Genomic DNA, 24,343 nt, shown 5'->3' with positions numbered 1-24,343 from the left:
GAGATCTCGGGGGAGGGGTGCGATGAGTTCACTACTCCTGCTGACCAACGCCCTCCAGCCGTCGGCGGAGGTACTCCCCGCCCTCGGCCTGCTGCTCCACAGTGTGCGCGTGGCCCCGGCACAGGGTCCCGCCCTGGTCGACACCCCCGGCGCCGACGTCATCCTCGTCGACGGCCGGCGCGACCTCCCGCAGGTCCGCAGCCTCTGCCAGCTGCTGCGCTCCACCGGCCCCGGCTGCCCCCTCGTCCTCGTGGTGACCGAGGGCGGCCTCGCCGCCGTCACCGCGGACTGGGGCATCGACGACGTCCTCCTCGACACCGCCGGACCGGCGGAGGTGGAGGCCCGGCTGCGGCTCGCCATGGGCCGACTGCAGATCGCCGGCGACGACTCCCCCATGGAGATCCGCAGCGGCGACCTGTCCGTCGACGAGGCGACCTACAGCGCCAAGCTGAAGGGGCGCGTCCTCGATCTCACGTTCAAGGAGTTCGAGCTGCTGAAATACCTCGCCCAGCACCCCGGCCGGGTGTTCACCCGCGCCCAGCTGCTGCAGGAGGTCTGGGGCTACGACTACTTCGGCGGCACCCGCACGGTCGACGTCCACGTACGGAGACTGCGGGCCAAGTTCGGACCCGAACACGAGTCGCTGATCGGCACCGTCCGGAACGTGGGTTACCGATTCGTCACGCCGGAGAAGGACGAGCGGGCCGCCAAGGAGGGCAGGGGCAGAGCCGCCGACCGGCGAAAGGCGGCGGATACGGACGAGACGGCCGCCCGGGGCACCGCAGAGGCGCGGACGCAGGCGTGAGCGGTCCCCGCCCGAGCCCCCACGGGCTCGTCCGAGCTCGCGTCAGCACGCATGAGCCCGCATATGGACCCTCAGCGGCTCGTGCGAGCCCGTACCAGCTTCACGTTCGCGCGCGTTCGCGGGCACGAGTCGCTTTCCCGCTGTTCAAAGGCTCCTTCTTGCTCTGCCGGGACTGGTTGTATCCGCGTAGACTCCGCGCGTGGCCAAGGTGACTAGGGATGACGTGGCGCGGCTGGCGGGTACCTCCACCGCCGTCGTCAGCTATGTCATCAACAACGGACCCCGGCCGGTCGCCCCGGCCACGCGCGAACGCGTACTCGCCGCGATCAAGGAGCTGGGGTACCGGCCCGACCGGGTCGCCCAGGCGATGGCGTCGCGGCGCACGGACCTGATAGGTCTGATCGTCCCGGACGCGCGCCAGCCCTTCTTCGGGGAGATGGCGCACGCGGTCGAACAGGCCGCTTCCGAGCGCGGAAAAATGGTGCTCGTCGGGAACTCCGACTACATCGGCGAGCGCGAGGTCCACTACCTGCGGGCGTTCCTGGGGATGCGGGTCTCCGGGCTGATCCTGGTCAGTCACGCGCTCAACGACCTGGCCGCCGCGGAGATCGACGCCTGGGACGCCAGGGTCGTCCTGCTGCACGAGCGTCCCGAGGCCATGGACGACGTCGCCGTCGTCACCGACGACCTCGGCGGCGCCCAGCTCGCCGTCCGCCACCTGCTGGAGCACGGCAACGCGTACGTGGCCTGCGTCGGCGGCACCGCGGAGACCCCCTCCGTCGGCGACCCGGTCTCCGACCACGTCGAGGGCTGGCGGCGGGCGATGGGGGAGGCCGGTATCCCGACCGAGGGCCGCCTCTTCGAGGCCCCGTACAACCGCTACGACGCCTACCGCGTCGGACTCGACGTCCTCTCCGGGCCGAACCGCCCGCCCGCGATCTTCTGCTCCACCGACGACCAGGCGATCGGCGTGCTGCGCGCGGCGCGCGAGCTGCGCATCGACGTGCCCGGCGAGCTCGCGGTCGTCGGGTTCGACGACATCAAGGAGGCGGCGCTCACCGATCCGCCGATGACCACGGTCGCCTCCGACCGTCCGGCGATGGCCCGCGCGGCGGTCGACCTCGTCCTCGACGACGGGCTGCGGGTGGCCGGCTCGCCGCGCGAGCGGCTGAAGGTCTTCCCGTCCGGCCTGGTGGTCCGCCGCTCCTGCGGCTGCGCGTAGTCGCCAGGCCACCGAGGGCGTCCTCCTCTCGGGCCTACGAGGTTCTGTCGGGCTTCTCAGCGGACACTCAGGGCGCTCTCATGGTCGGGCGCGAGGCTCATCGACATGACCGAGACCTTTCACCGCAGCGGCGAGCACGAGAGCCCTCACGCGGGCGGCCCGCGGCACCTCTCCTCCCCTGTGAACCCCGAGTGGCCGCCCCCGCCGGCGTTCGCGCCGGGGCAGCCGGTCATCACCGACACCGCCGGGGCCCGCCGGAAGCGGAACCGGGGCCCGGTCGCCCTGCTCGCCGCCGTGGCGATCGTGGCGGCGGCCGTGGGCGGCGGCACCGCCTACGGCATCCAGGAGCTGTCCGGCAACGGCACCGTCGCCTCGTCGAGCGCGAGCAGCACCCACGTGGTGCCGACCGGCCAGAAGGGCACGGTGTCCGGCGTCGCCAAGGCGGTCAGCCCGAGCATCGTCGAGATCGACGCCGCCTCCCCCGCCGGATCGTCCACAGGATCCGGCGTGGTCGTCACGGAGGACGGCGAGATCATCACCAACCACCACGTCGTCGCCGGCGCCTCCTCGGTCACGGTGCGGACCAGCGACGGCAAGACGTACACCGCGGACGTCGTCGGCACAAAGAGCGCGAAGGACCTCGCGCTGATCAGGCTGAACAACGCCTCGGGCCTGACGCCGGCCGCCCTCGGCGACTCCGACGGCGTACAGGTCGGCGACGAGGTCGTGGCGATCGGCTCCCCCGAGGGCCTGACCGGCACCGTCACCAGCGGCATCGTCTCGGCGCTCAACCGTGACGTGACCGTCTCCACGGACGAGAGCCAGGGCCAGCAACAGGGGCAGCCGGGCGGCGGCCGGTCCTTCGAGTTCGGCGGGCAGCAGTTCAACGGCGACACCAGCGGGTCCACGACGACGTACAAGGCGATCCAGACCGACGCGTCCCTGAACCCGGGGAACTCCGGCGGCGCGCTGATCGACATGAACGGCGACATCATCGGCATCAACTCCGCGATGTACGCGTCGAGCGGCAGCGGCTCCTCCTCGTCCGACGCCGGCAGCGTGGGCCTGGGCTTCGCCATCCCGATCAACACGGTCAAGGCGGACCTCCCGGCCCTGCGGTCCGGTGCCATGAACTGACATTGACGCGGTGCACCCCGATCCGACGCGGTTCTCACCCGAGGAGTCCGACGTGGTCATCCAGGCCGGGCAGATCAAGCAGGTCACCCACGAGGTCCCCGGCGCCGGCCCGGCCGGTCTCGCATTCGCGCGGGAGGTCGCGGCCGAGCCGCACGCGCCGGGACAGCGGGTCCCGGAGGTCACCCCGACCACGACCCGCCGCAGGGCCGCCGGCGGGCGCGGACACCGCCGTACGCGGCTGATCCGCACCTGATCACGGCTGCTCCGCGGCGGAGCGCGGCTCTCCGCTCCCCGGGCAATCATGCGAGCCTGGGACCCGGGGAGCGCGAGCCCCCAGCCGTGCTCCCCGCCCCGTCCAGCAGACCGGCAGACAGAGGAACCCCGACTCCATGAGCCCCGCAGAAGGCGACCGTGACTCCCAGCGCATCCTGATCGTCGACGACGAGCCGGCGGTGCGCGAAGCGCTCCAGCGCAGCCTGGCCTTCGAGGGATACGGCACCGAGGTCGCCGTCGACGGCGCGGACGCCCTGGCGAAGGCGGCCTCTTACCGGCCCGACCTGGTCGTCCTCGACATCCAGATGCCCCGGATGGACGGCCTGACCGCCGCCCGCCGCATCCGGGCCACCGGCGACACCACGCCGATCCTGATGCTGACCGCCCGGGACACGGTCGGCGACCGGGTGACGGGGCTGGACGCCGGGGCGGACGACTATCTGGTCAAGCCGTTCGAGCTGGACGAGCTGTTCGCCCGTATCCGCGCGCTGCTGCGCCGCAGCTCGTACGCGGCGGCCGTGGCCGGCGCCGCGGAGGAGAACGATGTCCTCGCCTTCGCCGACCTGCGCATGGACCTGGCGACACGCGAGGTGACGCGGGGTACGCGACGGGTGGAGCTGACCCGTACGGAGTTCACGCTGCTGGAGATGTTCATGGCGCACCCGCGCCAGGTGCTCACGCGCGAGCAGATCCTGAAGGCGGTCTGGGGCTTCGACTTCGAGCCGTCGTCGAACTCCCTCGACGTGTACGTCATGTATCTGCGCCGCAAGACCGAGGCGGGCGGCGAGCCGCGCCTGGTGCACACGGTGCGGGGCGTCGGCTACGCCCTGCGGCAGGGCGGCGGGGGGTGACCAGGCTGGTCCGCCGGTTCCGCGCGCTGCCCATCCGGGCGCGGCTGTCGCTGCTGGTGGCGGCGGCGGTGGCGTTCGCGGTGGCGGCGGTGTCGGTGACGTGCTGGTTCATCGTGCAGGGAAAGCTGTACGAGCAGGTCGACAACGACCTGAAGAAGGCGACGGTGCTCCAGGGCCCGCAGCGGGTGGACGAGATCCGCAGCGCCCTCGACAACTGCACGGACACCCCCCGGGACAGCATGGACGGAGGCTTCGGGAAGACCTTCTCCCAGGTGGTCAGGGACGACGGAACCGTGTGTCTGTTCCCCAGCTCGGCGGGCAGGATCGAGGTCACCGAGTCCGACCGGGACGTCCTCGCGAGCGCGGGGAACGGCTCGACGGGCCTCTACCGCGACGGCACCGCCCAGGACGGCGCCGAGGTGCGCGTGCTGACGCTGCCGCTGGTGATCAACGACCCGAGCACCCTGACCAGTTCCAAGGCCGCCGTCCTCGTCGCCGTACCGCTCAAGGGCACCGAGTCGACGCTGGGCGACCTCGCGCTGATCCTGCTCCTCGTCTCCGGCGTCGGAGTGCTCGGCGCGGCCGCCGCGGGGCTCGCGGTCGCCCGCGCCGGTCTGCGCCCCGTCGACGAACTCACCGAGGCCGTGGAGCACGTGGCGCGCACTGAGGACCTGGGCGTCCGCATCCCCGTGGAGGACGGCTCCGAGGACGAGGTCGCCCGCCTCTCCCGCTCCTTCAACTCGATGACGTCCGCCCTGGCCAGCTCCCGCGACCTGCAGCAGCAGCTCATCGCGGACGCCGGCCACGAGCTGCGCACACCGCTCACCTCCCTCCGTACCAACCTCGAACTCCTCACCCGCAGTGAGGAGACGGGCCGCCCCCTGCCCGCCGGGGACCGCAAGGCGCTGCTCGCCTCGGTCAAGGCGCAGATGACGGAACTGGCCGCGCTCATCGGCGACCTGCAGGAGCTGTCCCGGCCGGACACCGGCCAGCACGAGGGCCGTACGCAGATCGTCGCCTGGCAGGACGTCGTGGAGTCGGCGCTGCGCCGCGCCCGGCTGCGCGGCCCGGAGCTGACCATCACGGCGGACGTCCAGCCCTGGTACGTACGCGCGGAGCCCTCCGCGCTGGAGCGGGCCGTGGTCAACATCCTGGACAACGCGGTGAAGTTCAGTCCGGAGGGCGACACGATCGACGTACGGCTCGCCGACGGCGTCCTCACCGTCCGCGACCACGGCCCCGGCGTTGCCGCCGACGAACTCCCCCACGTCTTCGACCGCTTCTGGCGCTCCCCGACCGCCCGCGCGCTCCCCGGCTCGGGCCTCGGCCTGTCCATCGTGGCCCGCACGGTCCAGCAGGCGGGCGGCGAGGTCACCCTGACCCGCGCGGACGGCGGCGGCACGACCGCCACGATCCGCCTCCCGGGGGCGCCTGTCCCACCGCCTGGGGTGCCGTAGCAGGACATGGCTGCGGGCCGGGCAGTCGGCCGCGTGAACGGCCACGCCAGCGGCGTGCCGCGGGTGGTCCGTCACGGCAGTCAGCATTAGCGCGGCTTACGGTTTGCGTCATGCGGAGCTACTTCTTCTACCGGTACTGGTGAGTCAGGCTGGTCACGCAGGCGCAAAGCCCGGCCAAGCGCCCTGCTGTCGGTGAGCCGCCGGAAGGCTTGATTGCACGGCGCTGCTCGGACTCCGACACCCCCGCCGAAGGAAAGAGGCATGACCCGATGGGCGACTCCGCACCGGTCGGACAGCGCAACGACCCCGAGATGCCTCGCTATGGCGGTATCGCGACCTTCGCACTGCTTCCCCGCATCGAGGAGGTCGCTCACGCCGACGTGGCCGTCCTCGGTATTCCCTTCGACAGCGGTACCAGCTTCCGCCCCGGCGCCCGATTCGGTCCCGCGCACATTCGCGAGAATTCACGGCAGTTGCATCCGTACCACCAGTTCCTCGACGTCCATCCGTTCGCCTCGCAGCAAGTCGCCGATGCCGGCGACGTCGCGGTCGGCCCGTACGACATACCGCGGGCGGTGGGAGCGATCGAGACCGCCGCACGACGCCTGGTGGACAGCGGAACGCGCATCGTCGCCCTCGGCGGTGATCACACCGTCGCCCTGCCGCTCCTGCGGGCTGCGGCCGCGGCGTACGGCCCGCTGGCGGTCCTGCACTTCGACGCACACCTGGACACCTGGGACACCTGCCACGGCGCGAACGTGTGGCACGGCTCGCCCTTCAGGCGCGCGGCCGAAGAGGGAATCATCGACCTGAACCACTGCCAGCACGTCGGAACGCGCGGCGGCATCTACGATCCGAGCGAACTGGCCGATGACCGGGAGGCCGGGTTCGAGATCATCGACAGCCAGGAGTTCCAGGACCGGAAGATCAGCGATGTCGTCGCGCGGATCCGGCGGCGGCTGGGTACGCGGCCCGTCTACCTATCCGTCGACATCGACGTCCTGGACCCGGCCCACGCCCCGGCCACCGGGACCCCGGAGGTCGGCGGACTGTCGACCCGTGAACTCTTCGGGACGCTCCGTGGCCTGTCGGGGCTGAACATCGTCGGGTGCGACGTCGTGGAGGTCGCACCCGCCTACGATCACGCCGACATCACCGGACTCGCCGCCGCGCACACCGCCTGGGAACTCATCTCGCTCATCGCGCGCAGCCGCCCCGGTGGAGCCGGCTGACCCCCGCGTCCCGGCGCCTATGTTTCTCCCATGCTCAACACTCGTCGGCTCAGCATGCTTCGAGACCTCGCACGCACCGGCACCATCGCCGGAGCAGCCCAGCTGGCGGACTGCACGCCTTCGGCCGCTTCCCAACAGCTCTCCGCCCTGGAGCAGGAACTGGGGATCGCCCTGCTGGAGCGCTCCCCCCGCAGCGTACGCCTGACGGAGGCGGGGCGGGTTCTGGTGGAACACGCCCATCGCGTGTTCGTCGAACTGGATGCCGCGGAGGCCGCCGTGCGGGCCGTGTCGGGACTGCGCGGAGGCAAGGTCCGCGTCGCGGCCTTCAACAGCGTCGCCACCGGCCTCATCGTGCCCACGCTGACGGCCTTCCGCCGGCGATACGAGGACGTCGGCATGACGTTCACCGAGGCGGAGCCAGAGACGTCCATGCCGGCCGTGGCGAACGGGGAGCTGGACCTGGCAGTCACCCACGAGTACGGACGCCTGCCGAAACCCGACCTCCACGGCCTGCGCCAAGTGCTCCTGCACCGGGCCGGCTTCTCCTGGCCGTACCTCCCCACCTGCAGCGGGCGGGCCGCACCACCGCCGAACTGCGGGACTACGCCGATGCCACCTGGCTGTCCGCGCTGCCGAGTTCCGGCTTCCAGGCGGCGACGGAACTCCTCTGCCGCGCCGAGGGCTTCGAACCCGACATCACCTTCCGCTCCGACCAGTACGAGCTCCTCCTCCAGCTGGTGGCCGCGGACTTCGGCGTCGCCCTCATTCCCGCCCTGGCCGCAGCACCGCGCAAGGGCGTGGCCTACCTAGAGGTCACCCGCCCCACCGGCCTCACCCACGACATCCACATCACGACCCGCGAGGCAGACACCTCCCCCGCGGTCGAAGCCCTTTCCGCCCTGCTCGTGCAACGTGGCATCGACGGCGGACCGGCCGGGTGATCCCCGGAGGGCGCGGACGTCGATCCGCGCCGGCAGGCATGGGGAGGCACGGCCCCCCGTGGAGGTCTACTCCGGCAGGTGTGCCTCCGGCGCGTCCGGGCGGTGGCCGGGGAAGGCCGACCGGGCAGCCGCCTCGTTGCGCACCCGCAGGAACTCCAGATGCCGCTCGTACTGGTCGAGACTGTCGGCGATGAGCTGCTCCTTGGTGTAGTTCATCACGTTGTAACCCTGGTTGCCCTCGGCGAGCTGGACCTCGAAACGCACATAGGTGTCATGGGTGCTGACCGACCTGGTGGCGAACGCAGGCGTCGGCAACTCCACGGGCCATACCTGGTAGACGAATGCGTCTCCGGGACCGACCGGGACGCTGAAACCGACATGTACGAGGCCGCTGTCCTCATCGACCCCTTCCAGGAGCTCTGCTTCCGCCCCTTGCTCCCGCAGCTCCTGGACAACCTCCTGGAAGGCGGGGCGGCACACCTCGTCAACGAATTTACCGGCCGCCCGCCGATTGGGGAACGCCATCGCCCGCGCGAGCCGATGCCGCCAGTTCCGCGCCCCCACCGGGCCCTGTAGCGCGGTACGCCCGGAAAGCGACGCCGGCAGCGTGGTGGTCAACACCTGCGCCCGCATCCGTTCCGTACGGAACGCCAAATAGAGCCCCGCCATAATCAGGAACATGACGAAGGAGAAAGGCAAACCCATAATGATCGTGGCGTCGGTAAGCGCCTGCACACCACCCACGATGAGCATGGCAAGAGTCAGCAGCCCCGTCGCCACCGCCCAGAAAATGCGCAACCACGGGGCCGCGTCGGTCACCGGAGTGGGCAGGTCCGCGCTGAGGTTGCCCATGACCAGGGCCCCGGAGTCCGCGGAGGTGACGTACAGCAGCAGCCCGACGACCGTCGCGAGCCCGGCACTGAACAGCGCACCCGGGTACTGCTCCAGCAGGCCGTAGAAGCCCTGCTCGGGGAAGTTCACGGCCGTCTGGCCGAACTCGGTGTTCCCGTCGCGCACTTCGAACAGGGCGGTGTTGCCGAAGATCGACAGGAAGGTGCCGGTGAAGATGAACGGGATGATCAGCGTCGCCGCGACGAACTGACGCAGGGTGCGGCCGCGGGAGATGCGGGCCAGGAAGAGCCCGACGAACGGCGCCCAGGCGATCCACCACGCCCAGAAGAAGAGCGTCCACGAGTCCAGCCATTCGATGGGCTGGTCGTAGGCGAAGGTGTTCAGGGTCATCGACGGGAAGCGGCTGACGTAGTCCCCGACGTTCTGGACCAGGGCGTTGAGCAACCGGAACGGTTCGCCGACGAACAGGATGAAGAGCATCAGCAGGAGGGCGAGGAGGACGTTCAGCTGCGACAGCCGGCGGATGCCCTTGTCCACGCCGGACGCCGCGGACGCCGTGGCCATGAGCACCGCCACGACGATCAGGCCGATCTGCGCGGAGAGCCCCTCCGGGACGCCGAAGAGGACTTTCAGTCCGTAGTTCAGCTGCACCACGCCGATACCGAGCGTCACGGAGATGCCGAACACGGTGCCGAGGATGGCCGCCAGGTCGACGGTGTCACCGATCCGTCCGTGGATCCGGCGGCCGATGAGCGGATAGAGCGCGGAGCGGATCGCGAGCGGCAGCCGGTACCGGAAGGAGAAGTAGGCGAGCGCCATGCCCATCAGCGCGTACATGGCCCAGCCGGTGATGCCGTAGTGGAAGAGGGTCCACACCACGGCCTGCCGGGCGGCCTCGGTCGTCTCCGGGTCACCCTCCGGTGGCGCGAGGTAGTGGCTGACGGGTCCGCCGACCGAGAAGAACATCAGGTCGATGCCGATGCCCGCCGCGAAGAGCATCGCCCCCCACGTGAAGAGGCCGTAGTCGGGCGTGGAGTGCCTGGGCCCCAGCTTGATCGTGCCGTACTTGGAGACACCGATGAAGACGACGAACGCGAGGTACAGGGTCGCGGCGAGGAAGTAGTACCAGCCGAACCACGAGGAGATCCTGTCGACCGCCACCCCGATGACCGATTCCGCACCGGAGGGCGTGACGATCGCCCAGATCGAGATCGCGAGGATCAACGCGCCCGACCCGAAGAAGACCACGGGTTTGAGCCTGCCCGTGCCCGTCGGCTCGACCTCTGGCGACGTCTTCTCCAGCGCCGCTCCGGTGCCCTTCTCTCCAGCGGTCGACACGGTCGTTTTTCTCCTTCGCTGAGGACGAGAACGTGGGCTCTCGGCGGCCGACGGCATCTGCGGCGGAGCGCGGAAGGCCTCTTGTCGGCACTCGAGCGTCTGTGACGCACATCACAGGACAGTGTCTGGCGACCCGGTGTTTCGGTCCAGTACCGGCCCGATGTGTTGACTTCCGGGCAGCCGTCCGCGGGCGCGGGAGGCGGCGGCCCGGTCACTGCGCTGCCTCCCGGCCGACGGGCCCGGAGCGGCCGGTGAGCAGGTCGGCGGCGCGTTCGGCGACGAGCAGGACGGTCACCATGGGGTTGATGGCGGGCATCGTCGGAAACACCGACGCGTCGACGATGCGCACGCCCTCGACGCCGCGCAGTCTCAGCTGGGGGTCGCAGACGGCCATCGGGTCGTCCGCCGCGCCCATGCGGCAGGTGCCCGCCGGGTGGTAGACGGTGTGCGCCGCGCGGCGTCCGTACTCCGACAGGTCGGCGTCGGAGGTGACGTCCGGGCCGGGCGCGACCTCGCGGACGAGCCAGCCGCTCAGGGGGTCGGTGGCGGCGACCTCCCGGGCGATCTTCAGGCCCTCCACGATGGTGCGCTCGTCGTGGCCGTCGGGGTCGGTGAAGTACCTGAAGTCCAGGGCGGGGTGCTCGGTGGGGTTCGCGCTGCGCAGCCACATGCGGCCGGTGGAGCGGGCACGCGGCACGTTCGGCGTCATGCACACCCCGTGCTCCGGAACGGGGTAGCCGAGGCGTTCGGTGTTGACGGTGAACGGCACCTGGTAGAAGTGGAACATCAGGTCCGGGCGTGGTTGGCCGGTGTCGCGGCGCAGGAACAGGCCGGCGTCGGAGTCCATCGCGGAGTTGGGCGGCAGCGGGCCTGCGGTCTCCCAGACCATCACGGACTCGGGGTGGTCCAGCAGGTTCTCCCCCACGCCGGGCAGGTCGGCCCGCACGTCGATGCCCAGGTCGCGCAGGTCGTCGGCCGGGCCGATGCCGGACAGCAACAGCAGCCGCGGGGTGTCGATGGAGCCGGCGCACAGCAGGAGTTCGCGCTCGGCGCGCACGGCGGCGGGCTCGCCGTCGGCGCCGCGGACGGCGACGCGGGTCAGCCTCCCCGACTCGTCGTCGAGCAACCGGTGGGCCCAGGTCTCCAAGAGGAGGGTGAGGTTGGGGCGGTCCATGACGGGGTGAAGGTAGGCGACGGACGCGGAGGAGCGCAGGTTGCCCTCCGGCTCGTAGGCCAGCGAGAAGAAGCCGGTGCCGTCGGCGAAGGGCGCGGCGTTGAAGTCGTCGATGACGGGGACGCCGAGAGCGCGGGCGGCGGCGGTGACGAAGTCCTTGGCGATGGGATTGCGGTCGGCCTCGGCCACCGGGACGATCCGGGTGAGCAGCCGGTCGCGGTAGGGAAGGATCGTCGCCGGATCCCAGCCGGTGCAGCCGTGGGCCACCCAGTCGTCGAGGTCCTGCGGCAGCGGCAGGAAGCTGATCAGCGTGTTGTGGGAGGAGCAGCCGCCGAGTACGCGGGCACGTGAGTGCAGGATGTGGGAGTTGCCGCGCGGCTGCTCGACGGTGGTGTAGCCGTAGTCGAACTCCGAGCCGAGCAGGTTGATCCAGTTGCGCAGGCGCAGGATGCGGTCGTCGCCGATGTCGCTGGGGCCACCCTCGATGACGCAGACACGGCAGTCGGGGTCCTCGCTCAGGCGGGCGGCGAGCGCACATCCGGCGGTGCCGCCGCCGACGATGACGTAGTCGTAGGCGGACTCGGCGCCGTGCGGGGTGGTGGGGGCCATGGAGTGCCTTTCTGCGGTGGCCGTGGCCGCCGGGTGGTGGCGGGCGTGCGGTGTGCTGCCGCCCGGTCTCAGCCCTTGAACCAGCCGGAGGGCGCGGGGGCGAGGTTCTGGTAGATGTGCTTGGCCTCCTGGTACTCGCGCAACCCCGTGGGGCCCAGCTCGCGCCCGACGCCGGAGCGGCCGAAGCCGCCCCACTCGGCCTGCGGCACGTAGGGGTGGAAGTCGTTGATCCACACGGTGCCGTGCCGCAGCCGCTGGGCGACGCGCTGGGCGCGGCTCGCGTCAGAGGTCCACACGCCGCCGGCCAGGCCGTAGGGCGTGTCGTTGGCCAGTTCCACCGCCTCGTCCTCGGTGTGGAAGCGCTCGACGGTGACGACCGGTCCGAAGACCTCCTCCTGGACGATGCGCATGGACCTGTCGCAGTCGGCGAAGATCGTCGGCAGCAGGAAGAAGCCGCGGCTCAGCGCCGGGTCGTCGGGGCGGGTGCCGCCGGTGACGAGCCTGGCGCCCTCCTCCTGTGCGACGGCGATGTGGCGTTCGACCTTGTCACGGTGCTCGGCGGAGCTGAGCGGGCCGCTCTCGGTGCCCTCCTCCATGCCGTTGCCCAGGCGGATCGCCCGGGCGCGTCGGGCGAGGGAGTCGACGAACCGGTCGTGCAGGGAGTCCTGGACCAGCAGACGTGAGCCGGCGGAGCAGACCTGCCCGGAGTGCAGGAAGGCGCCGTCCAGCGCGTAGTCCACGGCGGCGGCGAAGTCGGCGTCCTCGAAGACGATGTTGGGGTTCTTGCCGCCCAGTTCCAGGCGATGTTCTTCGGCCCCTGGGCGGCGGCGGCCATGATGGTGCGTCCGGTGGCCAGGCCGCCGGTGAAGGACACCAGGTCCACCTCGGGGTGCCCGGTCAGGGCGGCGCCGACGGTCGCCCCGGAGCCGAGCACCAGGTTGGCGACGCCGGGGGGCGCGCCGGCCTCCTCGATCAGCCGGATCATGGCGATCGTGGTGAGCGGTGTGGTCTCGCTGGGTTTGAGGACGAAGGTGTTGCCGGCGGCCAGCGCCGGCGCCACCTTCCACGAGGCCTGCAGCAGCGGGTAGTTCCAGGGGGCGATGAGCGCGCACACCCCGACCGGCTGGTGGACGACACGGCTGAGGACGTCCGGGCCGACGTCCACGACACGGCCGCCGTCCTTGCCCGCGAGTTCGGCGAAGTAGCGGAAGGCGTTCGCCACGTCCTCCACGTCGATGCGGGCCTCGGTCAGCGTCTTGCCGGTGTCGAGGGTCTCGGTGCGGGCGATCTCCTCCCTGTCGCGCAGCAGCAGGTCGTGGACACGCAGCAGGAGGTCGGCGCGGTGGCGGGTGGGGGTGTTCGCCCACTCCTCCTCGTCGAAGGCGCGCCGGGCGGCGCGCACCGCGCGGTCCACATCGGTGGCGTCCGCCTCGTCGACCGTGGTGATGACGGAGGCGTCGAACGGGTTGACCACCTCCCGCTGTCCGCCGGCCACGGCCTGGGTCCACTCGCCGTCGATGTACAGCTCGCCCACAGCGGGGCCTCCTTACACATCCGGCCGGTGCCGATCGGTCTGCCGGTCGGCAACATGTCCATGGTGCGGCCGGCGGCCGCAGAGCGCATCGCCACGCTCGCGGGCCGGGCGGGCCGGGCGGGCGGGCGGGCGGGCGGGCGGGCGGGCGGGCGGGCTAACGACCGGACATCTCCCGCGTTCCACCGTGGATCTGCGGCCCACAGCCGTACGCGGACGAGGACGGGCTCGATGCCGGCACGGCGGTGGTTCGCCCGCTGGTCGAGGTGGTCTCTCCCGGAAAGCGCCACGAGGTCCGCGACCGGGTCGGAAAGCGCCGTGGATACGCCCTCGCAGGCATTCCCGTGCAGGTGATCATCGACGACCACGACGCACAGGGCACCGTCACCGTCCTCACTGAACCCCGGCCCGGCAAGGCCGGCCGGCCGGGCGTCGTGCGGGGTCCCCCACGGAACCGACGTCGCCCTCCCGAAAGGTCCCGCCGCGGGCTTCGTGAGTGGAGAGGCGCTCACAGGCCCCGAGCGGCCCTGAGCCGGAACAGGAAGAAGGGGCCGGCACCCGTAGGCCTCGCACGGCCTGCCAGGTGTGCCGGGCCCCTCCCCAGGCCGTCGGTCGGCTACTGCACGATCGTGATGCGGTCCGCCTTCGGCGGGGTGATCGGTGCGGTGGGTGAAGAGTGGGCTGTCAGGTACTGCTCCAGGGCCGTCAGGTCGTCGTCGCCGACCAGGTCGGCCGTGCCCTCGCCGAGGGTCGGGAAGCCGTCGCCGCCGCCCGCGAGGAAGCTGTTCGTGGCCACGCGGTAGGTGGCGGCCTCGTCCAGCGGCTCACCGTTCAGCTTGAGGGAGTCCGTGACCACCCGGTCCGCGCCGGTCCTGGTCAGGTCCAGGGTGTAGGTCAGGCCCGAGGAGATCTGGAGGATCTTCGGCGCGGCCTCGTTCGCGCCGCTCACCTGCTCCTTGAGGACCTGGATCAACTGCGCGCCGGTGAAGTCCTGGAGGTTTACCGTGTTGGCGAACGGCTGGACGGTGAAGCCCTCGGCGTAGGTGACCACGCCGTCGCCCTCGGCGGCGCTCGCCGCGTAGGTGAGGGGGGCACGGATGCCGCCGGGGTTCATCAGGGCCAGGTCGGTCTCCGGGTCCAGCGTCCTGCCGTACACCAGTTGGGCGTCGGCGATCAGGTCGCCCAGCGGGGACTCGGTGCCGTCCTTGACGATGTCACCGGAGATGTGGCCGATCGGGCGGTTGCCGATGGGGGCGGCGAGGGTGTTCCACTTGTCGATCAGCCGGGTCATGTCCGGCGCCTTCGGGACGTCCCGCGTCACCACGTGGTTCGCCGACTTCACGGCCGTACGGGCGATGTCACCCGTCACGCGGTCGTACGTCAGCGTCGTGTCCGTGTAGAGGCGGCCGAAGGACGCGGCCGAGGTGACCGTGCGGGGCTTGCCCGCCGGGTCCGGGATCGTGCAGACGTACGCCGCGTGGGTGTGGCCGGTGACCAACGCGTCCACCTGGGGCGAGACCTTCTTGGCGATGTCCGCGATCGGGCCGGAGACGCCGTCGCCGGCGCCCGGGGAGTCGCAGTCGTAGTTGTAGGAGGACGAGGCGGGGAAGCCGCCCTCGTGCACCAGGGCGACGATCGACTTCACGCCCTGGCGCTGGAGCTCCTTGGCGTACTTGTTGATCGTCTCGACCTCGTCCTTGAAGGACAGGCCCTTCACGCCCTCCGCCGAGACGATGTCGGGGGTGGCCTCCAGCGTCACGCCGATGAAACCGACCTTGACGCCCTTCTGCTTCCACACCCAGTACGGCTTCAGGACGGGCTTGCCCGTCTTCTCGTCCAGGACGTTGGCCGCCAGGTACGGGAAGTCGGCGCCCTTGAACTCCTTGGCCGTGTAGCAGCCCTCGACCGGGTGGCAGCCGCCGTTCTGCAGGCGGCCCAACTCCTGGGCGCCTTCGTCGAACTCGTGGTTGCCGACGGAGGTGACGTCCAGGTCGAGCTTGTTCAGCGCCTCGATCGTGGGCTCGTCGTGGAAGAGACCGGAGACGAGGGGGACGCGCCCACCATGTCGCCGCCGGCCGCGGTGACGGAGTAACGGTTGCCCTTACGGGCCTCACGCAGATGGGTGGCGAGGTACTCCACACCGCCCGCGTCGATGGGCTCCGTCGTACCGTCCGGGTGGAGTTCGGTGACCCGGCCCGAGGAGCCCGTCGGGGGTTCCAGGTTGCCGTGCAGGTCGTTGAAGGACAGCAACTGCACGTCCTGGTAGCGGCCCGGGTGACCCTTGTGGTGGCCGTGCGGCCCGCCACCCCTGTCCTCACCGGCACTCGCAGCCCCGGCGGGCAGAGCGGCCGCGGCCAGCGCGCCGACGGTGAGCACACCGGCGGCGGACGCGAGGAGACGGTTCGTACGGCGTCTGCGGCGCTGGTGGTACGCCGGAGAAATTGACGTGGGTGTGGCTGGCATGCGCCCCCCTGTGGGTCTGCGTGAGTCGGAGTCGGTCGGGGCCTGTCCACGGGGGACCGGGCCGGGCCCGCGTGCGGCGCGCGCCGACCGCCCGGCGCAGCCTAGGGTCAACGCGCGTAGCGCACCAGGGGGTTGGTGATTGTTCTTCGAGGTGCGCACAAGGGGGTGCTTTGGCTCGGTCGTGTGAGGGTTCACTCGCGGGCTCGCGGCGCTCCGGTGCGACTGGCGTAGCCCGAGCAGCGCGATCCGGGGCGCGGGTGCGGTGTCGGCGCGCGGAGCCCCTGCTCCACCGGAGTGATGGTTCAGGGCCTCTCCGTCGTCTTCGGCGGCATCCTCCTGGGACCGGACCACGCACGAGATGCGTGTCGCCGCCCCGGGGCCGAGTACGCCGGGGGCCCGGGGCACCTCCCCCGCCCGTGAGGCAGCGGGGGAGCGCCCAGGACCGTTCGGGGCGCGCGGCTGAGCGGGCTCACTCCTGCTCGGCCCACGGGAACGGTTCGTGGTTGCATCCTGGTCATCGTTCGCGTCCCGGCACTGGTCACGTCCTCGCCTTCGCTGGTCGTATCGTGCGGCCGGGGCCGCGTCCGATGCCGTCGTCGTCCGTTTTCGGCGCCCTCCGCTTACCCTCATACGCATGACCAGCGACGACTTCGCACGGCCGGGCCGCACCCGCTCGCTCCAGACGTACACCGTGCTTTCCCCGGGGCAGACCGAGGCGGTCCTCGCCCTGCTCGACGAGGCCGCCCGGACCGACGGGCAGCAGGCGGTGTCCGAGCAGGGGCGGTTGCAGCTGCGCGGCGGGGAGCGGGCGGGCGTGTCCCACCTGTTGCTCTTCCTCGCCCACGAGGGAAGTGAGGGCGGCGACGGCGAACTCGTCGGGTACGCCCAGCTGGAGGACACCGACCCGGTCGAGCCCCCGGCCGCCGAACTGGTCGTGCACCCCTCTCACCGGGGGCAGGGGCACGGGCGGGCGCTCGGGTCCGCGCTGCTCGCCGCCTCCGGCAAGCGGCTGCGGGTATGGGCGCACGGCGGTCACTCCGCGGCCCGTCATCTCGCCCAGGTCCTCGGGCTCACGCTCTTCCGCGAACTGCGGCAGATGCGGCGGCCGTTGGCCGGGCTGGAGCTGCCCGACCCGGTGCTGCCGGAGGGCGTGACCGTGCGGGCCTTCGTCCCCGGCCGGGACGACGCCGCCTGGCTCGCGCTGAACGCCGCCGCCTTCGCCCACCACCCCGAGCAGGGCTCCCTCACCCAGCGCGACCTGGACGACCGCAAGGCCGAGCCCTGGTTCAACCCCGAGGGCTTCTTCATCGCCGAGCGGGACGGCCGGCTCGTCGGCTTCCACTGGACCAAGGTGCACCGGGCGGAGGGCCTCGGTGAGGTGTACGTCCTCGGCGTGAGCCCGCAGGCCCAGGGCGGCGGCCTCGGCAAGTCCCTGACGACGATCGGGCTGCGGTACCTGGCGGGGCAGGGGCTGCCCACCGCGATGCTGTACGTCGACGCCGACAACACGGCGGCCGTGACCGTCTACGAACGGCTGGGCTTCCTCACCCACGAGACGGACCTGATGTACCGGACGGAGACCTGACAGACCGGAGATACCGGACCCCCGACCGGCGTACCGGCTCCGCCCCGCACGCCGCCCAGGACGCGCGCGGCTCGGCCGGCGCGGTCGTCACGGCCGGGGTCCCGGTCGCCGAGGTCACGCCGTCACCCCCGCGCCGGCGCCGGTACCGGTGTCGTCCTCGGCGCCGTCGGGGGTGAGCAAGTAGCCGTCCTCCAGGGTGGGTTCGAAGAGATCGGCGCCGTCGGGCGGATCGCCCACGTTGCGGAAGGTGCCCAGTCCGGTGCGCCATCCCGCCCTCGCCCCGGGATCGCGTTCGGCGCTGCTCCACACCCGTCCGGCGGCCCGTGCGGTCAGCTCGGCGCCGGTGCCGTCGAAGCGGACGGCACCGGCGGCCATGACCACGACCCGGTGGCAGAGCATCGCCACGTCCTCGGTCTGGTGCGTGGGCAGCAGTACGGTACGGCCCTCACCAGCCTGCGCGATCAACTCGCCGAGCCGCATGCGCTGCTCGGGGTCCAGCCCGACGGTGGGCCCGTCGAGGACGAGGAAGCCGGGGGTCGCCGACGAGGGCGCCGGCCAGGTCCCCGTTGCTCCACCCCCGCGAGTACGCGCTCCTCGGCCGACACCTCGTCCCGGTGCCGCAGCCGGCCCCGCGCCCCGGCACCGCGCAGCGCGTCGATCAGCCGGCGCGACGCGCCGCGCCACAGCCACCCGGCGGCAGCCCCACCGGCGGCCCCCTCCCCCGGTGACGGGCCGTGCCCCGCCAGACCGCGAGGAACGTCTCCTGTACGACGTCGTCGCCGATCCCCGCGTCGGCGCACCGGACACGCATCCGAGCGGTCAGCCAGGGTGCGTAGCGCCGGTACAGCTCCTCGAAGGTCCGCCGGTCCGCGTCGTCGGCGACGGCGACGGCGCGCAACAGCTCACCGGGCTCCGGCCCGACGTCTCTGCCAAGAGCCTGAATCCAGCCCCCGCGTGGGCCCGCTGGGAGCGGGCGCATACGGTCGGCGGAGGGCCGTACGACCGACCGGGGCGGGACACATGATCGACGGAGGGACATACCGTCGGGAATGTGCGGTTCGCGTCCCGGACGCGATCCCCGCGAGTCGCCCTCCGCTGTCCCGCACGTCATGTCTCCGTAACCCCTGATTCAGACAGCCTTGCGACGCTCAGCGAATGAATCCCGCCGCGTCAGAGCCGCCGCCGCCCCGGAGGGGCGACTGGGACGTCCCAGGGGCACCGTCTCTCCCACCCGCGCTTTCCGACGCGCCCGTGCGGCTGCCGACGCGGAACAATGGGTCCATGAGCCAGCCGAACACCCACGCAAAGGCACAGGTACAGCACGCGCAGCCCTCCGTGGGCTCCCTCGCCGCACACCGGCCGCGCACCGTGGCCGGTACGGTCTCCGACCTGGCACCCGACATCGACCCGGATCTCGATGCCTACGTGGAGGCGCAGACGGACGGCGCACCGCTGCCCCAGGGCAGATTCCTCGACCGGGAGCGCAGCTGGCTCGCGTTCAACGAGCGGGTTCTCGAACTCGCCGAGGACCCCGCCACCCCCCTGCTCGAGCGGGCCAATTTCCTCGCGATCTTCGCGAGCAACCTGGACGAGTACTTCATGGTCCGGGTGGCCGGTCTGAAGCGCCGGATCGCCACCGGCGTCGCCGTCCGCTCCGCCTCTGGCCTCCAGCCGCGCGAGGTGCTGGAGATGATCTGGGGCCGTTCGCGCGAGCTGATGGCCAGGCACGCCGCCTGCTTCCACGAGGACGTCCTGCCCGCGCTGACGGACGCGGGCATCAACCTGGTCCGCTGGAGCGAGCTGACGGAAAAGGAGCAGGCCCGCCTGTTCACCCTCTTCCGGCACCAGATCTTCCCCGTGCTGACCCCCCTGGCGGTCGACCCGGCACACCCGTTCCCGTACATATCGGGTCTGTCGCTGAACCTGGCCGTGATCGTGCGCAACCCGGTCACCGGTCACCGGCACTTCGCCCGGGTGAAGGTGCCGCCGCTGCTGTCCCGTTTCCTGGAGAGCTCCCCGGGCCGCTACGTCCCCGTCGAGGACGTCATCGCCGCCCACCTGGAGGAGCTGTTCCCGGGCATGGAGGTGCTGCAGCACCACGCCTTCCGGGTCACCCGCAACGAGGACCTGGAGGTCGAGGAGGACGACACGGAGAACCTGCTCCAGGCCCTGGAGAAGGAGCTCATGCGGCGCCGCTTCGGGCCGCCGGTGCGCCTCGAGGTCGAGGAGTCCATCGACCGCGACGTCCTGGACCTGCTCGTGCGGGAGCTGAAGATCGGCGAGGCCGAGGTGTACCCGCTGCCGGGGCCGCTCGACCTCACCGGCCTCTTCCGGATCCACGGCCTCGACCGGCCCGAGCTGAAGTACCGCTCGTTCATCGCCGGCACCCACCGCGACCTCGCCGAGGTCGAGTCGGCCTCCGCACCCGACGTCTTCGCCGCGCTCCGCAGCCGGGACGTGCTCCTGCACCACCCGTACGACTCGTTCTCCACGTCCGTCCAGGCCTTCCTGGAGCAGGCCGCCGCCGACCCGGACGTCCTCGCCATCAAGCAGACCCTGTACCGGACGTCGGGCGACTCCCCGATCGTGGACGCGCTGATCGAGGCCGCCGAGGCCGGCAAGCAGGTGCTGGTCCTGGTCGAGATCAAGGCCCGCTTCGACGAGTCCGCCAACATCAAGTGGGCGCGCAAGCTGGAGGAGGCGGGCTGCCACGTCGTCTACGGCCTGGTCGGTCTGAAGACCCACTGCAAGCTGTCCCTGGTGGTTCGCCAGGAGGGCGAGACGCTGCGGCGTTACTGCCACGTCGGCACCGGCAACTACCACCCGAAGACGGCCCGGCTCTACGAGGACATCGGCCTGCTCACCGCCGACCCGCAGGTCGGCGCGGACCTCTCCGACCTGTTCAACCGCCTCTCCGGCTACTCCCGCCGCGAGACGTACCGGCGTCTGCTCATCGCGCCCAAGTCCCTGCGCGACGGCCTGATCTCACGGATCAACAAGGAGGCCCAGCACCACAGGGCCGGGCGCCCCGCCTACGTCCGCATCAAGGTCAACTCGATGGTGGACGAGGCGATCATCGACGCCCTCTACCGGGCGTCGCAGGCGGGGGTGCCGGTCGACGTGTGGGTGCGCGGCATCTGCGCGATCCGGCCGGACGTCGAGGGCCTGTCGGAGAACATCCGGGTCCGTTCCGTCCTCGGCCGCTTCCTCGAACACTCCCGTGTCTTCTCCTTCGGCAACGGCGGCGAGCCCGAGGTGTGGTTCGGCAGCGCGGACATGATGCACCGCAACCTGGACCGCCGTATCGAGGCCCTGGTCAGGGTCACCGACCCCGCCCACCGGGCGGCGCTGAACCGGCTGCTGGAGACCGGCATGGCCGACGCCACCTCGTCCTGGCACCTCGGCTCGGACGGAGCGTGGACCCGGCACGCGGTGGACGCGGACGGCCGACCCCTGCGGCACGTCCAGGAGATGCTCATTGACGCCCGGAGGCGCCGGCGTGGCACAGCAACACCTTGAACCGACGGGCCCGGACCCGATGACCGGCCCGATGACCGGCCCGGTGCCCGCGGAGGCCCTCGCCGGTTATCTGCGGGCCCAGGCCACCGAGTTCCTGCGCGCGCTGCGCCTCCACAGGGAGGCGGGGGCGGGCACGGCGGCCTTGGAGGGTTCCGTCGAGGCGGCGCTCGCGCTGCGCCGCTCGGCCCGCCGGATCAGCGGCAGCCTGCACACCTTCCAGGCGGTCCTGGACCCCGACTGGTCCGAGGCGATGCGCCCGGAACTGGCCTGGGTCTCCGGCACCCTGGCCCTGGAACACGCCTGTTCGGCCCGCCTGGAGCGGCTGCTCCTGGCCCTGCACCGGCTGTCGGGCCCGGTGTTCCCGGCGCAGGAAAACGCCGGAAGCGGAGCCGGGACCGGGACGGCCGGCGGGACGGCCCGGTCGTCCGCCCCGGCCGCCGTCGCCACCGGGTCGAGCGCGCGTACGGGCACGCGTACGAGTACGGCGACCGCCTCCGGCCCCACCGGCAGAGCGACCGCCACCGCGGCGCCCGACCGCGGCAGCCTCACCGTGGGTGCCGCCAAGGCCGGTGCCCTGCTGGACCGGCAGCTCACGCTGGCCCGGACCCGGGCGCACTCCGCGGCGCTGCAGGCCCTCGGCTCCTCCCGTTTCCACGCGGTCGCCGACAAGGTCGCCGTGCTGGCCAGCGAGGTTCCGCTGACCTCGGCCGCCGACTCCGCCGACCTGCGTCCGCTGGCCGAGGCCGCGCGGGAGCGGCTCGTCGACGCCGTCGCCGCGCTGCCCCTGGTCACCGCGGGCAGCCCGTACAACGCGGAGGCGCTGCTCCACGGGCTGTCGCCGGACCCGGCCCCGCATCCGCAGGACGCCCCCTGGCACCGGGTCCGCCTGCTGCTGCGCCTGCACCGGTACGCACACGAGGTCCTGTACGCCGCCGGCACGGCCCCCCTCGGCACCGCCACAGCCGCGACCGCGACCGACGGCAGCACGCCCGGCGCCGAAGACCGCACGGACCGCGTCGCCCGCGCCGGGAGCATCGGCGGCACCACCGCGGCCCCGCCCCCGGACGTCCGTCTCCTCGCCGCGGGCGAAGCCCTGGACCGGCACCGGGACGCCTCCGAGGCGTCGGCGGCCGCGGCGCACGCCGCCCGTACCCCGCGGATCGCCCCGGCCACGGCGTACGCGCTCGGTGTGCTCCACGCGGACCAGCGGCACGACGTGGAGGCGGCGCGGTACGCGTTCCAGCACTGCTGGCAGACGGACGTCGTCGGCTCGTTGTAGGGAGGCGCCCGGTGAGCCCGTCCGACAGCTCCCGCCCGCGAACGGGCCCGCGCCCGGCCGTCACGCTGACCGTCCAGGCGGCCGGCTGTGTCCTGTGGCGCCGTTCACCTGTGAGGGGCACGCTCGAACTGTGTCTCGTGCACCGTCCCAAATACGACGACTGGTCCTGGCCCAAGGGCAAGCTGAAGCGCGGCGAGGACCCGCTCGCCGGGGCGCTGCGCGAGGTCGCGGAGGAGACGGGCCACTCCGCGGTACCGGTCGCGGAACTCCCGTCGGCACGCTATCTGGCGAACGGCCGGCCGAAGCGGGTCCGGTACTGGGCGGCCGAGGCCGTCTCCGGCACGTTCACCCCCAACGACGAGGTGGACCGCGTCCTCTGGCTCCCCCCGCGCATGGCCCGCCACCGGCTCACCGAGCCGAGGGACGCGGACCTGGTGGACGCCCTGCTCGCCACCTTCCGCCCGGCACCGTAGAGCCCGGCACCGCAGAGCCCGACACCGCAGAGCCCGTCCCCTCGCGCCCACCAAGGCCGCCCCCGGGGTTGCAGGGACCGCACCAGCCCCGGAACCACAGGGATCACAGCGACCACACGGGTCGCAGCAATCCCCTGACACCACCCGAACCGCCCCCCGGCGACGCGCAGACAGCCCTCCGGCAACGCCCGGACGACGATCCGGCCGAGGCCCCGGCCGTACGGGACTGCCCCCTTCCCGCCCGGTATCCGCCTGTGTCCTTGACGTGAGCTTTCCGTGACCTCACCGCACCGCCCTCAGGGGTTCACCTCCCGTTCATTTACGCCAATCGGCGCCTTCACCTCTTCTGCCTAGTTTCGGCCTTACGCGATGCGAACCACCCGTCGATCGGGCACCCGCATCAATCGGACTTCTGACTTCAGACTTCGCACGCCGCCGAATTCAGGACGGCGGCACCTGGAAGGAACTCAAGTGAAGCTTCAGCGCAAGAACCGGCGGGCCCTCGCTCTCGGCGCTCTCGCCGTCTCCGGCGCCCTGGCCCTCACGGCGTGCGGGTCGGACGACACCGGCGGTGGCAGCGGCGACTCCTCCGCCAGCGCGCAGACCGGCAACATCCAGTGCGACGACGCCAAGGGCCAGCTCCAGGCCTCCGGCTCCTCCGCGCAGAAGAACGCGATCGACGCCTGGGTCAAGAACTACACGGCCGCGTGCAAGGACGTGCAGATCAACTACCGTCCTGACGGTTCCGGCGCCGGCATCACCGCCTTCCTCCAGGGTCAGACCTCGTTCGCCGGCTCCGACTCGGCGCTCAAGCCGGAGGAGATCGAGGACTCCAAGAAGATCTGCACCGACGGCCAGGCCATCGACCTGCCGATGGTCGGCGGTCCGATCGCGGTCGGCTTCAACGTCCCGGGTGTCGACGAGCTCGTCCTGGACGCCGCGACCCTCTCGGAGATCTTCGACAGCAAGATCACCAACTGGAACGACGAGAAGATCGCGAAGCTGAACCCCGACGCGAAGCTCCCCGACCTCAAGATCCAGGCGTTCCACCGCTCCGACGAGTCCGGCACCACGGACAACTTCACCAAGTACCTGAAGGCCGCCGCGCCGAAGGCCTGGCCCTACGAGCCGGGCAAGTCGTGGGAGGCCAAGGGCGGCCAGTCCGCTCAGGGCTCCTCCGGTGTGGCGCAGCAGGTGAAGCAGACCGAGGGTGCGATCTCGTACTTCGAGCTCTCCTACGCCAAGGACGGCATCAAGACCGTCGACATGAAGACCGAGGCCGCCGAGCCGGTCAAGGCCACCATCGAGAACGCCACGGCCGCCATCGGCGCCGCCAAGGTCGTCGGCACCGGCAAGGACCTCGCGCTGGAGCTGGACTACACCCCCGAGGCCGAGGGCGCCTACCCCCTCGTCCTGGTGACCTACGAGATCGCCTGTGACAAGGGCAACAAGGCGGACACCCTGCCCGCCACCAAGTCCTTCCTGAACTACATGGCCTCGGAGGACGGCCAGGGCCTGCTGGCGGACGCCGGCTGACGCCCCGATGCCCGACGAGATCATCACCAAGGTTCGCGACACCATCTCGAGCCTGAGCTGACCCCG

The 24,343-nt window shown here is 71.5% G+C and carries 14 protein-coding genes and 6 pseudogenes; 14 read left to right on the top strand and 6 right to left on the bottom strand.

The features are described from left to right. Nucleotides 1-22: 22 nt before the first annotated feature. The 9 genes and pseudogenes from WJ438_RS21765 to WJ438_RS21725 all read left to right on the top strand — a co-directional run bounded on the left by WJ438_RS21765 (nt 23) and on the right by WJ438_RS21725 (nt 7,918). On the top strand, nt 23-805 hold the full coding sequence (locus WJ438_RS21765) for a winged-helix domain-containing protein (protein WP_406726716.1): 783 nt from the start codon (nt 23-25) through the stop codon (nt 803-805). Nucleotides 806-1,004: 199 nt separating this feature from the next. Beyond that, on the top strand, nt 1,005-2,027 hold the full coding sequence (locus WJ438_RS21760; protein WP_406726715.1) for a LacI family DNA-binding transcriptional regulator: 1,023 nt from the start codon (nt 1,005-1,007) through the stop codon (nt 2,025-2,027). Nucleotides 2,028-2,132: 105 nt separating this feature from the next. Continuing rightward, entirely contained in the window at nt 2,133-3,164 is a 1,032-nt protein-coding gene (locus tag WJ438_RS21755) for a S1C family serine protease (protein WP_406726714.1), read from the top strand. 10 nt (nt 3,165-3,174) lie between these two features. Further along, entirely contained in the window at nt 3,175-3,417 is a 243-nt protein-coding gene (locus tag WJ438_RS21750; RefSeq protein WP_406726713.1) for a hypothetical protein, read from the top strand. Nucleotides 3,418-3,553: 136 nt separating this feature from the next. Further along, complete coding sequence (locus WJ438_RS21745) at nt 3,554-4,288, top strand: response regulator transcription factor (protein WP_406726712.1); 735 nt, start codon at nt 3,554-3,556, stop codon at nt 4,286-4,288. Further along, nucleotides 4,285-5,745: a sensor histidine kinase gene (locus WJ438_RS21740; protein WP_406726711.1), complete on the top strand. Its 1,461-nt coding sequence runs from the start codon at nt 4,285-4,287 to the stop codon at nt 5,743-5,745. Before WJ438_RS21745 ends, WJ438_RS21740 begins: the two co-directional genes overlap by 4 nt. A gap of 269 nt (nt 5,746-6,014) precedes the next feature. Continuing rightward, nucleotides 6,015-6,977: an agmatinase gene (gene speB / locus WJ438_RS21735; RefSeq protein WP_406726710.1), complete on the top strand. Its 963-nt coding sequence runs from the start codon at nt 6,015-6,017 to the stop codon at nt 6,975-6,977. 30 nt (nt 6,978-7,007) lie between these two features. Beyond that, nucleotides 7,008-7,472, top strand: a pseudogene (locus WJ438_RS21730) (LysR family transcriptional regulator); the annotation flags it as partial. Then, complete coding sequence (locus WJ438_RS21725; RefSeq protein ID WP_406729768.1) at nt 7,358-7,918, top strand: LysR substrate-binding domain-containing protein; 561 nt, start codon at nt 7,358-7,360, stop codon at nt 7,916-7,918. The pseudogene WJ438_RS21730 and the gene WJ438_RS21725, both read left to right, overlap by 115 nt. Before the next feature lie 66 nt (nt 7,919-7,984). On the opposite strand, the gene betT is transcribed toward WJ438_RS21725, so the two are convergent. The 4 genes and pseudogenes from betT to WJ438_RS21705 all read right to left on the bottom strand — a co-directional run bounded on the left by betT (nt 7,985) and on the right by WJ438_RS21705 (nt 15,885). After that, nucleotides 7,985-10,108 (bottom strand): choline BCCT transporter BetT, encoded by a 2,124-nt coding sequence (gene betT, locus WJ438_RS21720; protein ID WP_406726709.1) that lies wholly within the window; start codon nt 10,106-10,108, stop codon nt 7,985-7,987. A 211-nt stretch (nt 10,109-10,319) separates the two neighbouring features. Further along, the gene (locus WJ438_RS21715) at nt 10,320-11,891 is read right to left on the bottom strand and encodes a GMC family oxidoreductase (RefSeq protein ID WP_406726708.1); all 1,572 of its coding nucleotides are present in this window, start codon (nt 11,889-11,891) and stop codon (nt 10,320-10,322) included. A 68-nt stretch (nt 11,892-11,959) separates the two neighbouring features. After that, nucleotides 11,960-13,425: pseudogene (locus WJ438_RS21710) on the bottom strand (aldehyde dehydrogenase family protein). 613 nt (nt 13,426-14,038) lie between these two features. Further along, nucleotides 14,039-15,885: pseudogene (locus WJ438_RS21705) on the bottom strand (bifunctional metallophosphatase/5'-nucleotidase). 634 nt (nt 15,886-16,519) lie between these two features. Between WJ438_RS21705 and mshD the strand changes: the two are divergent. Then, on the top strand, nt 16,520-17,470 hold the full coding sequence (gene mshD, locus WJ438_RS21700) for a mycothiol synthase (protein WP_406726707.1): 951 nt from the start codon (nt 16,520-16,522) through the stop codon (nt 17,468-17,470). 114 nt (nt 17,471-17,584) lie between these two features. On the opposite strand, the pseudogene WJ438_RS21695 reads toward mshD, so the two are convergent. After that, a pseudogene (locus tag WJ438_RS21695) lies at nt 17,585-18,029 on the bottom strand (ABC transporter ATP-binding protein); the annotation flags it as partial. Next, nucleotides 18,012-18,413 (bottom strand): annotated as a pseudogene (locus WJ438_RS21690) (RNA polymerase sigma factor); the annotation flags it as partial. The pseudogenes WJ438_RS21690 and WJ438_RS21695, both read right to left, overlap by 18 nt. A 338-nt stretch (nt 18,414-18,751) precedes the next feature. Here WJ438_RS21690 and WJ438_RS21685 point away from each other — a divergent pair. The 4 genes and pseudogenes from WJ438_RS21685 (at nt 18,752) to pstS (ending at nt 24,338) form a co-directional block, all read left to right on the top strand. Then, entirely contained in the window at nt 18,752-20,989 is a 2,238-nt protein-coding gene (locus tag WJ438_RS21685; protein ID WP_406726706.1) for an RNA degradosome polyphosphate kinase, read from the top strand. After that, nucleotides 20,970-22,268 carry a CHAD domain-containing protein gene (locus WJ438_RS21680; protein WP_406726705.1) on the top strand — a complete coding sequence of 433 codons (1,299 nt, stop codon included), beginning with the start codon at nt 20,970-20,972 and terminating at the stop codon, nt 22,266-22,268. The genes WJ438_RS21685 and WJ438_RS21680 overlap by 20 nt, the downstream gene beginning before the upstream one ends. Before the next feature lie 11 nt (nt 22,269-22,279). After that, a complete protein-coding gene (locus WJ438_RS21675; protein ID WP_406726704.1) occupies nt 22,280-22,741 on the top strand; it encodes an NUDIX hydrolase in 462 nt (153 codons plus the stop codon). Between the two features lie 471 nt (nt 22,742-23,212). Beyond that, a pseudogene (pstS, locus tag WJ438_RS21670) lies at nt 23,213-24,338 on the top strand (phosphate ABC transporter substrate-binding protein PstS). The last annotated feature ends 5 nt before the right edge of the window (nt 24,339-24,343 follow it).

This window comes from Streptomyces sp. GD-15H (genome assembly GCF_045291515.1).
Classification (GTDB): domain Bacteria; phylum Actinomycetota; class Actinomycetes; order Streptomycetales; family Streptomycetaceae; genus Streptomyces.
Note: the sequence above shows the minus strand (reverse complement) of the source record. Positions and strands in the feature narration are given on the sequence as shown.